General features: G+C 70.4%; 9 protein-coding genes. 3 read left to right on the forward strand and 6 right to left on the reverse strand.

Annotated features, from left to right (window positions below):
- The first annotated feature begins 101 nt into the window (after positions 1-101).
- The gene (locus ACZ3I3_RS32665) at positions 102-509 is read left to right on the forward strand and encodes a YciI family protein (protein WP_467370946.1); all 408 of its coding nucleotides are present in this window, start codon (positions 102-104) and stop codon (positions 507-509) included.
- A 17-nt stretch (positions 510-526) separates the two neighbouring features.
- Positions 527-1,672 carry an RNA polymerase sigma factor gene (locus ACZ3I3_RS32670; protein ID WP_467370948.1) on the forward strand — a complete coding sequence of 382 codons (1,146 nt, stop codon included), beginning with the start codon at positions 527-529 and terminating at the stop codon, positions 1,670-1,672.
- A gap of 85 nt (positions 1,673-1,757) precedes the next feature.
- On the opposite strand, the gene ACZ3I3_RS32675 is transcribed toward ACZ3I3_RS32670, so the two are convergent.
- The 5 genes from ACZ3I3_RS32675 to ACZ3I3_RS32695 form a co-directional block, all read right to left on the reverse strand.
- On the reverse strand, positions 1,758-3,287 hold the full coding sequence (locus ACZ3I3_RS32675; protein ID WP_467370916.1) for a hypothetical protein: 1,530 nt from the start codon (positions 3,285-3,287) through the stop codon (positions 1,758-1,760).
- Positions 3,271-3,729, reverse strand: a complete 459-nt coding sequence (locus ACZ3I3_RS32680; RefSeq protein WP_467370918.1) for a GtrA family protein — start codon at positions 3,727-3,729, stop codon at positions 3,271-3,273. Before ACZ3I3_RS32680 ends, ACZ3I3_RS32675 begins: the two co-directional genes overlap by 17 nt.
- 147 nt (positions 3,730-3,876) lie before the next feature.
- On the reverse strand, positions 3,877-8,835 hold the full coding sequence (locus ACZ3I3_RS32685) for an NAD-glutamate dehydrogenase (protein WP_467370919.1): 4,959 nt from the start codon (positions 8,833-8,835) through the stop codon (positions 3,877-3,879).
- A gap of 557 nt (positions 8,836-9,392) precedes the next feature.
- Complete coding sequence (locus ACZ3I3_RS32690; RefSeq protein ID WP_467370921.1) at positions 9,393-10,058, reverse strand: HAD family hydrolase; 666 nt, start codon at positions 10,056-10,058, stop codon at positions 9,393-9,395.
- Between the two features lie 88 nt (positions 10,059-10,146).
- The gene (locus tag ACZ3I3_RS32695) at positions 10,147-10,662 is read right to left on the reverse strand and encodes a DUF6912 family protein (protein WP_467370922.1); all 516 of its coding nucleotides are present in this window, start codon (positions 10,660-10,662) and stop codon (positions 10,147-10,149) included.
- Positions 10,663-10,997: 335 nt separating this feature from the next.
- On the opposite strand from ACZ3I3_RS32695, the gene ACZ3I3_RS32700 reads away from it, so the two are divergent.
- Positions 10,998-11,789: an Rv3235 family protein gene (locus tag ACZ3I3_RS32700; RefSeq protein ID WP_467370924.1), complete on the forward strand. Its 792-nt coding sequence runs from the start codon at positions 10,998-11,000 to the stop codon at positions 11,787-11,789.
- Between the two features lie 73 nt (positions 11,790-11,862).
- On the opposite strand, the gene secA is transcribed toward ACZ3I3_RS32700, so the two are convergent.
- The gene (gene secA / locus ACZ3I3_RS32705; RefSeq protein WP_467370926.1) at positions 11,863-14,709 is read right to left on the reverse strand and encodes a preprotein translocase subunit SecA; all 2,847 of its coding nucleotides are present in this window, start codon (positions 14,707-14,709) and stop codon (positions 11,863-11,865) included.
- Positions 14,710-14,893 lie beyond the last annotated feature (184 nt).

The raw sequence follows: 14,893 nt of genomic DNA on the forward strand, positions 1-14,893 counted from the left end.
ATCGACGCGGATGTCGACGGAGATGTCGAGAACCCGCGTCCGGCTCCGTCCCCGGGGTGAACGCGACCACAATGGGTCGCACGAACCCCGAGGAGAACACGATGGCCAAGTACCTGCTGCTGAAGCACTACCGCGGCGCCCCGGCATCGGCCAACGAGGTGCCGATGGACCAGTGGAGCCCCGAGGAGATCTCGGCCCACCTGCAGTACATGCGCGACTTCGCGGCCCGGCTCCAGGAGACCGGCGAGTTCGTCGACAGCCAGGCGCTGGCGCCCGAGGGAACGTGGGTCCGCTACGACGGTGAGGGGCGTCCGCCGGTCACCGACGGGCCGTTCGCCGAGACGAAGGACCTCATCGCCGGCTGGATGGTGATCGACGTCGACAGCTACGAGCGGGCCGTGGATCTGGCCGGGGAACTGTCGGCCGCCCCCGGTGCGGGTGGGAAGCCCATCCACGAGTGGCTGGAGCTGCGCCCGTTCTACGGCGTGCAGCCCACCATCACGGAGTGACCCCCCAGGTGACCCGGATGAACGAGGCCCTGCTCAGGAGCCTCACGCCGAGCGTGCTCACCGTCCTCGTCCGCCGCGGAGCCGACTTCGCGGCGGCCGAGGACGCCGTCCAGGACGCCCTGGTCGAGGCGCTCAGGGTCTGGCCGGCCGATCCCCCGCGGGACGCCAAGGGCTGGCTGGTGACCGTGGCCTGGCGCAAGTTCCTCGACGCGACCCGGTCGGACACCGCCCGCCGCCGGCGTGAGGACCGTGTCGAGGAGGAGCCGGTGCCCGGGCCGGCACCCGCGGTGGACGACACGCTCCAGCTCTACTTCCTGTGCGCCCACCCGTCGCTGACCCCGGCATCGGCGGTCGCGCTCACGCTGCGCGCCGTCGGCGGACTGACCACCCGACAGATCGCCGAGGCCTATCTGGTGCCCGAGGCGACCATGGCGCAGCGCATCAGCCGGGCCAAGCGCACCGTCTCCGCCGTGCGCTTCGACCGGCCTGGCGACGTCGCCACCGTGCTGCGCGTCCTCTACCTCGTCTTCAACGAGGGCTACTCCGGCGACGTCGACCTCGCCGCCGAGGCCATCCGGCTCACCCGGCAGCTCGCCGCGTCCATCGACCACCCCGAGGTGGCCGGGCTGCTCGCCCTCATGCTGCTCCACCACGCCCGGTGTGCCGCCCGGACCGCGCCCGACGGCAGCCTGGTACCGCTCGCCGAGCAGGACCGCGGCCGGTGGGACACCGCGTTGATCGCCGAGGGCGTCGTGATCCTTCAGGGGGCCCTCGCCCGCGACCGGCTGGGCGAGTTCCAGGCCCAGGCCGCCATCGCGGCCCTGCACGCCGACGCGCCCACCGCCGAGGAGACCGACTGGGTGCAGATCGTCGAGTGGTACGACGAACTCGCGCGCCTGACCGACAGCCCGGTCGTCCGGCTCAACCGCGCGGTCGCGGTCGGGGAGGCCGACGGACCGCGCGCCGGCCTCGCGGCCCTCGCGGCGCTGGACTCCTCGCTGCCCCGCCACACCGCGGTGGCGGCGTACCTCCATGAGCGCGACGGCGACCTGGCGACTGCGGCACGGCTCTACGCCGAGGCGGCCCACCAGGCACCCAACCTCGCCGAGCGCGCCCACCTGACACGCCAGGCCGCCCGGCTCAACGCCCGCCGAAGCCGCTGACGGGCCGCGCTCAGGACCAGCCGCACCAGCCGCAGAGCGCGCCGAGCCCTGTCATCGCACCAGCCGCAGAGCGCGCCGAGCCCTGTCATCGCACCACCGCGTAGAGCACCTGCCCCTCGGGCCCCCGGGTCACCTCACGCAACCTCACACCGCGTTTCCCGGCGGCCCCCTTGTCCACCACCCACCGCACCCCGTACTCCCGGAGAATCTCCTCGCGCTCCCGCCCCGACGTCCCCTGGCCGAAATACCTCCGCACAGCCGCCGCCCGCCGCTCTTCCCCCGGCAGAAAGAAGTCGGGGTACCCAGGCGCCACGGTGTACGCCCCGTAGGCGGGGATCTGCCGGGCCGGCCGCCCCTCCCGAGCCATCACCACGTCCCCGTACTTCACCCACGGCGTCATCCAGAAGTACCCCACCCAGGGCCGCCGGTACTTCTCCGCGACAGCCTCCGGAAGATCCCGCGGCTTCACCACGTACCCGACCGTCCCGACCTGCGTCCAAGCCCCCACGACCAACGCCGCCGCCAGCACACACGCCCACGCCACCCGAGCCTGCCGCCGCCCGGCCGCCCCGACTTCCACCGCCACAGCCACCTGCGCCGGAATCAACGCCGCCGGCAGCGCCCGGCCCCACGACCAGTGCCCGCTCACCCCGCCCGCCGTCACCACGACGACCCCCAGCACGAAGAACAGCACCAGCGGATCCCACCGGTCCCGCCACCACCGCATCCCCAGCGCCACCACCCCGAGCAGCACCAGCCAGTACCGCCCGACCAGGTCCTCGTACAACGGCCGGTGCACCGACTCCAGATCCGCACCGGTCCCGAGCAGTGCGAAGAAGTCGTAGTACGGCCACAGCAGCAGCACGACCAGCCCCAGCACCAGCCCACCGCCCAGCCGGACCCACACCGCCCGGCCCGGCCGCGCGGCCACCACCGTCGCGACCGCCCCCAGCGTGGCCACCACGCCCGAGAACTGATGGCACAGCAGGATCAGCGCCCACAGAGCCCCCAGACCGAGCCACACGCCCGAGCCCGCGCCACCGTGACCACCGTCGCCGTTGCCGTTGCCCTTGCCGTCGTCGTTGCCCTCGCCGTCGCCGCGCACCGCCCGCCCGAGCCACGCCCAGAGGTGGAACGCCAGCCCCAGCGCGAACACGCTCGGATACGACACCGTCAGCGCGAGCGAGTTGAGCCCGTAGAAGCCGCTCCAGTTGAACAGGACCGTTCCCCAGAGGAACAACAGGCTCAGTACGGCCAGCGCGGGCGCGGCACGATGGCCGCTCAGCGTCCGCACGTACCGCCACACCCCCGACAGCAGCAGCACGAGCCCTGCCAGCGCCCCCAGCCGCAGCACCACGAAGACCGACAGACCGCTCACCCGGGCGACACAGCCGAGCACCAGCATCCAGGGCGAGTAGTACGGGCTCGGCGTGTCCGCGTCGACGAGCGGATTGCCCGGGTCGACGAGATCGTGGCGCAGCCGCTGGACGGTCGCGGCGTGCATGCCGAGGTCCCCGGCCCACGGCAGCCGGACGATCACGAGGACCAGCAGCAGGACGACCACCGCGGCGGCCCCCTGCGCTGCCAGGGCCGTCGGCCTAGGTGCGGTGCGCATCGTGCTGGAACACCCAGGTGCGGTAGACGAGGAAGCGGAAGGCGGAGGCCAGCACGATGGAGGCCGCCTTGACCGCGTTGGACTCGAGGGGACCGGTCAGGCCGAGGCCGTGGTATCCGGCGTAGAACAGCCCGCTCTCCATGGCCACGCCGATCCCGCTGAAGCCGAAGAACAGCGCGATCTGGCGCCGGGTGCGGGACGCCCTGTCCCGGTAGGTGAAATACCGGAACCCGAGGTAATTGGTGCCCATGGCGATCAGGCTGGCCAGCACGGTCGCCGGCATGGCGGCCCGGTGCAGCCCGTGCAGGAGCACGTTGAACACCAGGAAGTTCACCGCGACGCCGCTCCCGCCGACCAGCGCGAAGTTCACCACTTCCACGACGACACGCTTCACCGGCGGGCTGGGAGCGGCCGCTCGCTCCCCGGAGAGATTCACTGTCACGCCCCAAGCCTTAGCCGGAAACCGTAAGTCCTCCACTCGAATCGCCCTAAGGCAGGCCAAGAAGAAAGCGCCCCGGGCCGACATCGGCCCGGGGCGCCCACACCGCGGTACTCCTGGTGCTGAGACCAGTCGGTGCTGAGACCAGTCCTACGAATGCGTCCGCAGCAGCGTCCGCATCGTCCGCATCGCGACCGACAGGTTCGCCAGGTCGAACGCCTCGGAGCTCTGGATCTCCTCCAGCGTGGTGCGGGCCCGGCCGAGGATCGCCGCGTTCTTCTGCTCCCACGCCTTGTAGCGCTGCTCGGGCGTCGAGGTGCCGTTGCCCACCGCCAGGACGTCGGCGGTCAGCGCCGCGTGCGCCGCGTACAGGTCCTCGCGGATCGCCGCGCGGGCCATGGACTGCCAGCGGTCGGCGCGGGGCAGCTCGATGATGCGGTCCATGAGCTGGGTGATCCGCAGCCGGTCGGCGAGGTCGTAGTACACCTCGGCGACGTCCAGCGGCTCCCGGCCCATACGATCGGCGACCGAGACGATGTCGAGCGTCGGGAAGGCGGAGGAGAACCCGGCCACGCGGGTGGCGAGTTCGTCCGGGACGCCGGCGTCCGTCAGCTCATCGTAGATCTTCTGGTACCACTCCAGGTCCGCGCCCCGCAGCAGCTTCGGCAGCTGCGTCCAGACCTGCTCGACGCGGTCGGCGAAGAAGTCGACGGTCTCGGCGAGCTGGAGCGGCTGCGGCCGGTTGTTGAGCAGCCAGCGCGTGCCGCGCTCCACCAGGCGGCGCGAGTGCAGCCGGATACGGGTCTGGACGTCGGCCTCGGCCTTGTTGTCGAGCGACTCGACCCCGTCCCACACCTCGGCGGAACGGAAGATCGCACGCGCCGCGGTCTGGGCCCGGACGATCTCCTCCAGGGACGCGCCGGTCTCCTCGCGCAGGCGGTGCAGGTACGTCGTACCGCCCGTGTTGACCGTGTCGTTGACCAGGACGGTCGTGGTGATCTCCCGGCGCAGCGGGTGGCCGTCGATGCGCTCGGCGAACTGCTCGCGCAGCGCGGTCGGGAAGTAGCAGTGCAGCAGGCCCCGCAGGTAGGGGTCGTCGGGCAGCGAGGTGTGCAGCAGCTCCTCGGCGACCGTGATCTTCGTGTACGCCAGCAGGACGGCCGTCTCCGGGCTGGTCAGGCCCTGCCCCTGGGCGAGCCGCTCGCGGATCTGCCGGTCGGTGGGCAGGAACTCCAGCGCCCGGTCCAGGTGGCCCGCCCTGACCAGGTGCTTCATGAAGCGCTGCTGGGCGTGGAGCATGTCCTTGGACTGGGCGAGGGCGTTGGAGATCGCCGTGTTCTGCGCGTAGTTGTTGCGCAGCACCAGGTGGCCGACCTCGTCGGTCATCTCGGCGAGCAGCTTGTTGCGCTGCTTGACGGTCATGTCGCCGTCCGCGACCAGGCCGTTGAGCAGGATCTTGATGTTCACCTCGTGGTCGGAGGTGTCCACGCCCGCGCTGTTGTCGATGGCGTCGGTGTTGATGCGGCCGCCGTGCAGCGCGAACTCGATCCGGCCGAGCTGGGTCAGGCCCAGGTTGCCGCCCTCGCCGACGACCTTGACGCGCAGGTCCTTGCCGTCGACGCGGATGGCGTCGTTGGCCTTGTCGCCGACGTCCGCGTTGGACTCGGTGGAGGACTTGACGTACGTACCGATGCCGCCGTTCCACAGCAGGTCCACCGGCGCCTGGAGGATCGCCTTCATCAGGTCGGCCGGGGTCAGCTTGGTGACCTTGGCCTCGATGCCGAGGGCCTCGCGGATGTGCGCGTTGACCGGGATCGCCTTGGCCGTACGCGGGAAGATGCCGCCGCCTGCCGACAGCAGCTCCTTGTTGTAGTCCTCCCAGCTGGAACGCGGCAGCTCGAACAGGCGGCGGCGCTCGGCGTAGGAGGTGGCGGCGTCCGGGTTCGGGTCGATGAAGATGTGCCGGTGGTCGAAGGCGGCCACCAGGCGGATGTGCTCGGAGAGCAGCATGCCGTTGCCGAACACGTCACCGGACATGTCGCCGATGCCGACGACCGTGAAGTCCTCGGTCTGCGTGTCCACACCCATGTCGCGGAAGTGCCGCTTGACGGACTCCCAGGCGCCGCGGGCGGTGATGCCCATGCCCTTGTGGTCGTAGCCGGCCGAGCCGCCGGAGGCGAAGGCGTCACCGAGCCAGAAGTTGTACTGCTCGGCGACCCCGTTGGCGATGTCGGAGAAGGTCGCGGTGCCCTTGTCGGCGGCGACGACGAGGTACGTGTCGTCCTCGTCGTGCCGCACGACGTCCGCCGGGGGCACGACCTCGCCGGCCACCATGTTGTCGGTGATGTCGAGCAGCGCCGAGATGAACGTCTTGTAGCTGGCGATGCCCTCGGCCATCCACGCGTCGCGGTCGACGCTCGGGTCGGGCAGCTGCTTGGCGACGAAGCCGCCCTTGGCGCCGACCGGCACGATGACGGTGTTCTTCACCATCTGCGCCTTGACCAGGCCGAGGATCTCCGTACGGAAGTCCTCACGGCGGTCGGACCAGCGCAGGCCGCCGCGCGCGACCTTGCCGAAGCGCAGGTGCACACCCTCGACGCGCGGCGAGTACACCCAGATCTCGAACGCCGGGCGCGGCGCCGGAAGGTCCGGGATGGCCTGCGGGTCGAACTTCATGGAGACGTACTCGTGCGGCTTGCCGCCGGCCGCCTCCTGGAAGAAGTTGGTCCGCAGCGTCGCCTTGATGACGGTGAGGAAGGACCGCAGGATCCGGTCCTCGTCGAGCGAGGCCACCTGGTCGAGAGCCGCGTCGACCTCCTCCAGCAGCGCGTCCACGATCTCGTGTCCCGCGCGCTGCCGGTCCGGCGACATCCGTGCCTCGAACAGGGAGACGAGCAGGCGGGTGGTGTGGACGTTGTTGCGGAGGGTGTCCTCCATGTAGTCCTGGCTGAACGTGGACGCCGCCTGCCGCAGGTACTTCGCGTACGCACGCAGCACCATGGCCTGGCGCCAGGTCAGCCCGGCGCTCAGCACCAGGGCGTTGAAGCCGTCGTTCTCCGCCTTGCCGGTCCAGGTGGCGGCGAAGGCGTCCTGGAACCGCTCGCGGGCGTCGTCGGCGAGGTACTCACCGCCGCTGCGGGAGCGGGGCATGCGCAGGCCGAAGTCGTAGATCCAGGCCACGCTCCGGTCCGAGCAGCGCAGCTCGTACGGCCGCTCGTCGACGACCTCGACGCCGAGCCGGTTGAGGACCGGCAGCACCGCCGACAGGGAGATGGCGTCACCCGTGCGGTAGATCTTGAAGCGGCGCTCCTCGGGGGCGGCGCCCACCGGCTCGTAGAGGCTGAGCGCGAAGTCCTGGCCCTCCTCGGCGTTCAGCTGTTCGAGGTGGACGAGGTCGGCGACCGCGGCGCGCGGGTTGTGGTCGGCCTTGTAGCCCTCGGGGAAGGCGTGCGCGTACCGGCGCATCAGCTCCGCCGCCTGCTCCTCGCCGAGCTCGGCGTTGAGCGCCTCGGCGAAGGCGTCCTCCCAGGAGCGGGCGGCCTCCACCAGCCGGGCCTCGATGCGCTCCTTGTCGGCGTCGGACAGCTCGGGCAGCTCGGTGCCCTGCGGGACCCGGACCACGAAGTGCAGCCGGGAGAGGATCGACTCGGTGTTCCAGGCCGTGAAGTCGACGCTGATGCCGCCCAGTTCCTCCTTGAGGATCTCGATGATCCGCAGGCGGACGGCCGTGGTGTAGCGGTCGCGCGGGAGGTAGACGAGGGCGGAGTAGTAGCGCCCGTACTCGTCCTGGCGCAGGTAGAGCCTCAGCCGCCTGCGCTCCTGGAGGTAGAGGACGGAGGTGACGATGGCACGCAGCTCGTCGACCGGGGTCTGGAACAGCTCGTCGCGCGGGTAGGTCTCCAGGATCTGGAGCAGGTCGCGCCCGTCGTGGCTGTTGGGCGAGAACCCGGCCTGTTCGAGGACCTCCTCGACCTTGCGCCGGATGACCGGGACCCGGCGCACGGACTCGGTGTAGGCGGCGGAGGAGAACAGCCCGAGGAACCGCCGCTCGCCGACGACATTGCCCTCGGCGTCGAACTTCTTGACCCCGATGTAGTCCAGGTACGACGGCCGGTGCACGGTCGACCGGCTGTTCGCCTTGGTCAGGACGAGCAGCTTGTGCTCGCGCGCCTTGGCCCGGGCGTCGGCGGGCAGCCGCTCGAAGGACGGGCTGACCGGGTGGCTCTCCTGGTCGGAGTGGTGCGGGTCGGCGCGCAGGATGCCGAGGCCGGTGCCGGGCACGGCGGCCAGCGAGTCGTCCCCGCGCAGCTCGTACTCGCGGTAGCCGAGGAAGGTGAAGTGGTCGTCGGCCAGCCAGCGCAGCAGCTCGCGGGCCTCCTCGACCTGGGGTCCGGGCAGATCGGCGGGGATGGGCTCGTCCGGCAGCCCCTCCGCCAGCCGGGTCGCCGCTTCCCGCATCTTGCCCCAGTCCTCGACGGCCTCACGGGCGTCGGACAGCACCCGCAGCAGGTCGGCGGTGATCTGCTTCAGATCGGCCCGGTCGGTCTCGCGGTCGATCTCGACATGGATCCACGACTCGACGTGCGCGTCGTGCGGGAGGCCGCCGAGGCCGGTCCTGGGAGAGGGCAGCACCTCGATGAGCTTGCCGGTGACGTCGCGCCGCACGATGAACTGCGGGTGGATGACGACGTGGATCCCGCGCCCCTGCCGCGTCAGCTCGTTGGTGACGGAGTCGACGAGGAAGGGCATGTCGTCGGTGACGACCTCGACGACGGAGTGACTGCACGTCCACCCGTTCTCTTCGACCGTGGGGGTGTGCACCCGCACGTTGGCCGTGCCCTGGGGGCGATTCTCGGCCAGCCGGTAGTGCGAGACAGCGGCTCCGAAGACGTCGACCGGGTCGCGGTCGGTGAGGTCCTCCGGGGCCGTGTGCAGGTAGTAACGCTGGAGGAACGAGAGGAGGGACTCGCGGTCCGGGGCTTCCTGGGCGTCTGGGGTCTCCTCGCCCGTCGACCCGGTCGGTAGGTGCCCCCCGACCGGGCTGTTCTCAGCAACCCGGGCGGCCCTCTCGAGCAACTCGGCCTTGGCTTCGTCCAGCTTGGTCTGCATTGTCCTCTGGCTCCTGTCGCGCGCCGTTGCGTGACGTAGAAGGAAGTACGGCCTCTGCGCTTACGACGTCACGTCGTGACACGGGGTATCCGGTCTGTTCCGACGCTATGCCGCAAGGTGAGATGAGCGGGGGTGTCTGAGCCAATCTTGAGCTGCCCCACGGGTGTGAGGCTGCTCTCTGCGACGCCTCGGTCCGGGTGGTGCTCGGCGTCCCGGGAGTCCTCGAAGCCCCGTCCCGCCCGCGAAGACCAGCGACCGCCGCCCGGTCACGGATGTGGTCCGTGCTCTCCGGGCGCAGGGCAGGGACGACGACGTCCCCGCGAACTATCGCGCTGATCACGCCACCAAGGCTATCGCTCCTCACAGGGGGCCCGTCATGAGCCGTATGTGTACAAAACCAGGGCTGGAAGTTTGACGTTCTGCACAGTGCCACTACAGGGCGACGGGCCTAGCTGCGGGCAATCGTGCCGCCAAGGGCAGCACGGGTGGGCGCAGCGGCACCCCGTCACGCCGGGTTGCGCACCCACCCGGCCTCAGCACGACCGCCGAGCACCTGGTTACGCCGCCAGCCGCTCCGCCTCAGCGACCGCTTCCTCCAGCGTGTCCACCACCGGCACCCCGACTGCCTCGAGACTCGCCCGACTGTGCGATCCGCCGGTGTACAGCACAGCCCGGGCCCCCACATGCAAAGCGGCCACCGCATCATCCGCGGCGTCCCCGATCACCACCGTGCGATCAGAAGCCACCCCACTCAGCGACTCCAGATGCCGCACCATGTGCTCGGCCTTGCTGCCACCCGACGGCCCGGTCCGCCCGTCCACGCGTATGAAGTGCGGCTCGATCCCGAACCCGCGCACCAGCGGCACGAGCTCCTCATGCACGTACATGCTCAGGATCGACTGGCTCCGCCCCGCCGACCGCCACCCGGCCAGCAGCTCCTCGGCTCCCACCGTCAGCCCGCACGTCACCCGGTGCTCCGCGTAGTACCGGTGGAAGATGTCGTCCATCCGCTCCCACTCGGCCTCGGTCGGCAGCCGCCCCATCAGCCGCTCATAGAACTTCGGCACCGGCACGCAGTACAGCTCCCGGTACTTCTCCAGCGTCAGCGGCTCCAGCCCCAGCTCGGCGAACGCCGCGTTCGTGGCCCCGATGATCGCGTCGATGTCATGGAACAGCGTCCCGTTCCAGTCCCAGACAATGTGCGCGCCCGTCTGCATCCCCATGCCCCAAAACGTACCCGCCCCCACTGACAATCAAGAGAACGGCGACCCAACGCGCCCCCTGAAACGCCGAGAGCACCCGCCCCGGCGCTCAGTCCCCGCGCCCCACCAGGTTCGGAATCTCCTGCGTGGCGAACCACAGCAGCTCGTGGTCCTCCGCCCCGTCCACGACGAACTGCGCGTCGTCGTCGCCACCGTCCGCCGCCGGCAGTGCCTCGGCCGCCGCCGTCACGTCCGCCTCCGCGTCCGCGGCGTCGACATGCACGGACGCCGCCTTGGCCAGCGCGACGGGGCCGGCGACCCGCACCTCCCCCAGCGCCGCCGGGTCGAGCCCCCGGTCGGGGTCCGCGCTCGCGGCCCGCTCGGGCACGTCCACGGCCACCACGACGCGCCGTCGCGGCGCCTCCGGCTCGGCCGCCAGCCGCCGCAGCGAGGCCAGCGCGGCGCGGCTCAGCGCCGCGTACTCCAGTTCCTCGATGTCGTCGGAGAGGTACCACTCGCGCAACCCGGGCGTCACGGCGTACGCGACGAACGGCCCGGCTCCCAGCTCACCCGTCTTGTACGCCTCGGCGAGACCGGGGAGGGTCAGGGGCACGTAGACACGCATGGCTGGCGGCTTCTTTCGTCGTCGCTTTTTCGTGGTCGCTTCGTGGTCGTTCTCACGGCCGGAGGGCTCCGGAGGGCCTTCAGGATACGTGCGGCGCGTCCCCTTTCGAGTTCCGCCCTGTGACGCCGGACGCGGCAACTCCAGGCCCGGCATTCACCCGGCGCGCCCCCGCCCTGACTGGTTCCGCACCCTCCACACCACCCGGATAGGTGAACATTCCGGCGCTCGCCACCCGAGGTCCGCTTCCTTGCCCCTGCCCCCGTCGGGCCCATACAAGATCACCAACCCGAAGTTACTACCCGGTATCAACCGGGCCCACGAAACGGGGACCCCCAATGCACAAGGTCATGACCAGGGCACAGCAGCGCCCGGCCACACGCCCGCCGGCCCGCCGCGACCCACGCCGCCCCGGCGGCGGCACCGGCACCCGCCCATCCGGCAGCACCACCCCGCGCACCCCCGGGAGCCCTGCTCCCCGCACCCCCGGCGGCACCACACCGCCCCGCACCCCCGGCGGAGGCCCCGCGCGCACCCCGGCGGCCGACGGCCGCCCTCCGGGCTCCGCCCGCACCACGAGCCCCCGCACCCGCCCCACGGACACGCGCCCGCCGACCCCCTCCGCCACCCCCACAGCGCCCCGCAGAGCGACACAGGCGACGGCCCGGGACTCCCGGCAGACCACACCACCCACCCACGTCTCCCGAAGCACCACACCCGCCCCGGCCTCCCGGGACACCGCGCCCCACGTCCCTGCCCAGCACCCCCACCGCCCGGCACCGGCCCCGCACCTCCTCCCCACCGACCTCTTCGCCGATCTCCTGCTCGCGGTCCTCAGCGGCCACCGCCCCGTCCACTCGATGCTCCGCCACACCCGGGGCCGCGCCTACGACGAACTGGCCTGGCTCGCCGAACGCGGCCCCTTGCGCACCCGCGGCACCCGCCCCGTCGTCCGCGACATCGGCTACTTCGAACCCCGCCCCGGCGCCATCGAGGCCTTCGCCCGCATCGGCGCCGGAGACCAACTGCGCGCCATGGCCTTCCGCCTGGAACTCGGCCAGGACCTCCGCTGGCGCTGCACGGCGGTGGAACTCGGCGGCCCCCGCCCGCCCCGCGCAGAGGCCGACTGACCCCCGGCAAACCGAAGGGCCGGACACCCTCGGGTGTCCGGCCCTTCCTGCCGCTACGGCGCCTCAGCGACCGTCACTTCTTACGACGACCCCGGCTCCGCGCCTGCTTGCGGCGCTCCGCGCGCGTGAGGCCGTCGGCCTCGGAACGCACCGGCTCCTCGTCGGTGGCGAAGTCACCCTCGATGGTGCCGCCCTCGCCGTCGACCGTCGGAGCGGAGAAGTGGAGGTTGCGCCGCTGCGGGGCGTCGAGCCCCTTGGCGCGGATCTCCGGACGGGCACCGGCCTGCGCCGGCACCGTGTCGTGCTTCTCCAGGTCGGCCACCGGCTTGGTGTCCTCGACCGGGACCTCCTCGACCTGCTGCTCGACCTGGACCTCCAGGTTGAACAGGTAGCCGACGGACTCCTCCTTGATGCCCTCCATCATGGCGGTGAACATGTCGAAGCCCTCGCGCTGGTACTCGACCAGCGGGTCCTTCTGCGCCATCGCGCGCAGGCCGATGCCCTCCTGGAGGTAGTCCATCTCGTAGAGGTGCTCGCGCCACTTGCGGTCGAGGACCGACAGCACGACCCGGCGCTCCAGCTCACGCATGATCTCGGAGCCGAGCTGCGCCTCACGCGCCTCGTACTGCTCGTGGATGTCGTCCTTGACGGAGTCGCCGATGAACTCGGCGGTCAGCCCGGCCCGGTCGCCGGCCGCCTCCTCCAGCTCCTCGATCGTGACGTTGCACGGGTAGAGCTGCTTGAAGGCGCCCCACAGCCGGTCGAGGTCCCAGTCCTCGGGGAAGCCCTCGGCGGTCTCGGCCTGGACGTAGGCGTCGATCGTGTCGTCCATGAAGTGCTGGATCTGCTCGTGCAGGTCCTCGCCCTCCAGGACGCGGCGCCGCTCGCCGTAGATGACCTCACGCTGGCGGTTGAGGACCTCGTCGTACTTCAGGACGTTCTTACGGGTTTCAAAGTTCTGCTGCTCGACCTGCGACTGGGCGGAGGCGATCGCACGCGTGACCATCTTGTTCTCGATCGGCACGTCGTCCGGGACGTTCGCCATCGACATCACGCGCTCGACCATCTGCGCCTTGAACAGACGCATCAGGTCGTCACCGAGGGAGAGGTAGAAGCGGGACTCGCCCGGGTCGCCCTGACGGCCGGAACGACCGCGCAGCTGGTTGTCGATCCGCCGCGACTCGTGCCGCTCGGTGCCCAGCACGTAGAGGCCGCCGAGCTTCTCGACCTCGTCCTTCTCGGCCTGGACGGCCTTCTCGGCGCGCTGGAGCGCCTCGGGCAGGGCCTGCGCCCACTCCTCGATGTGCTCCTCGGGGTCGAGGCCGCGCTGACGCAGCTCCGCCTCGGCGAGGTCCTCGGGGTTGCCGCCGAGCTTGATGTCCGTACCACGGCCGGCCATGTTCGTGGCCACCGTGACGGAGCCCTTGCGGCCGGCCTGGGCGACGATCTGCGCCTCACGGTCGTGCTGCTTGGCGTTCAGCACCTCGTGCTGGATGCCGCGCTTGCTCAGCTGCTGCGAGAGGTACTCGGACTTCTCGACCGAGGTGGTGCCGACGAGGATCGGCTGACCCTTGCGGTGCTTCTCCTCGATGTCGTCGACGACCGCCTCGAACTTGGCGACCTCGGTCCGGTAGATCAGGTCCGACTGGTCCTTGCGGACCATCGGCCGGTTGGTCGGGATCGGCACCACGCCGAGCTTGTAGATCTGGTGGAACTCGGCGGCCTCGGTCATCGCGGTACCGGTCATGCCGCAGAGGCCGGGCTGCTCCTTGCCCTTGTGGTCGTGGCGCTTGTAGAGGCGGAAGAAGTTCTGGAGCGTGATCGTGGCGAGCGTCTGGTTCTCGTCCTTGATCGGCACCCCTTCCTTCGCCTCGATCGCCTGGTGCATGCCCTCGTTGTAACGGCGGCCCGCGAGGATACGTCCGGTGTGCTCGTCGACGATCATGACCTCGTCGTCGATGATGACGTAGTCCTTGTCCTTCTTGAAGAGCTCCTTGGCCTTGATGGCGTTGTTCAGGTAGCCCACGAGCGGGGTGTTCACCGACTCGTACAGATTGTCGATGCCCAGCCAGTCCTCGACCTTGGCGACACCGGACTCGTGGATCGCGACCGTGCGCTTCTTCTCGTCGACGTCGTAGTCGCCGGTCTCCTCGATGCCCTTGAGCGGCTGGCCCGCCTCGCCGCGCTTGAGGCGCTTGACCAGCTTGGCGAAGTCGCCGTACCACTTGGTGGCCTGGTCGGCCGGGCCGGAGATGATCAGCGGCGTACGGGCCTCGTCGATGAGGATGGAGTCGACCTCGTCGACGATGGCGAAGTTGTGGCCGCGCTGGACGAGCTCGTCCTTGGACCACGCCATGTTGTCGCGCAGGTAGTCGAAGCCGAACTCGTTGTTCGTGCCGTACGTGATGTCGCAGGCGTACTGCTCGCGGCGCTGAGCCGGCGTCATGTTGGCGAGGATGCAGCCGACGCTCAGGCCCAGGAAGCGGTGGACGCGGCCCATCATCTCCGAGTCGCGCTCGGCCAGGTAGTCGTTCACCGTGATGATGTGGACGCCCCCGCCGGACAGCGCGTTCAGATACGCCGGCAGCGTGCCGACGAGGGTCTTGCCCTCACCGGTCTTCATCTCGGCCACGTAGCCCATGTGCAGGGCGGCGCCGCCCATCATCTGCACGTCGTAGTGCCGCTGGCCCAGGACGCGCTTGGCGGCCTCGCGGACGGTGGCAAACGCCTCGGGCAGCAGGTCGTCCAGCGTCTCACCGTCCGCGTAGCGCTGCTTGTACTCATCGGTGAGGGCCCGCAGCTCGGCGTCGGAGAGGTCGACGAAGTCCTCTTCGATGGAGTTGACCTGGTCCGCGATGCGGTGCAGCTTGCGCAGGATCTTGCCTTCGCCTGCACGCATGATCTTGGAGAGGACGGACACGGGGGTTGGTCTCCTTGCCGGTCGGGCCTGGGACGGTCGGTTACCACTTGACTTACTGAGCAACGGCCATCGTATGCGAGGACCCCACCGCGCCGGGAGGGCCTGCCGAGACGGCGACCGTCCGCTGCTTCATTTCTCTTTCACTCTGCTTCAAAGGGACAACGTCCGGGCCCCTCGGATGGTG

The sequence above is a fragment of the Streptomyces sp. NPDC016851 genome, from assembly GCF_055562795.1.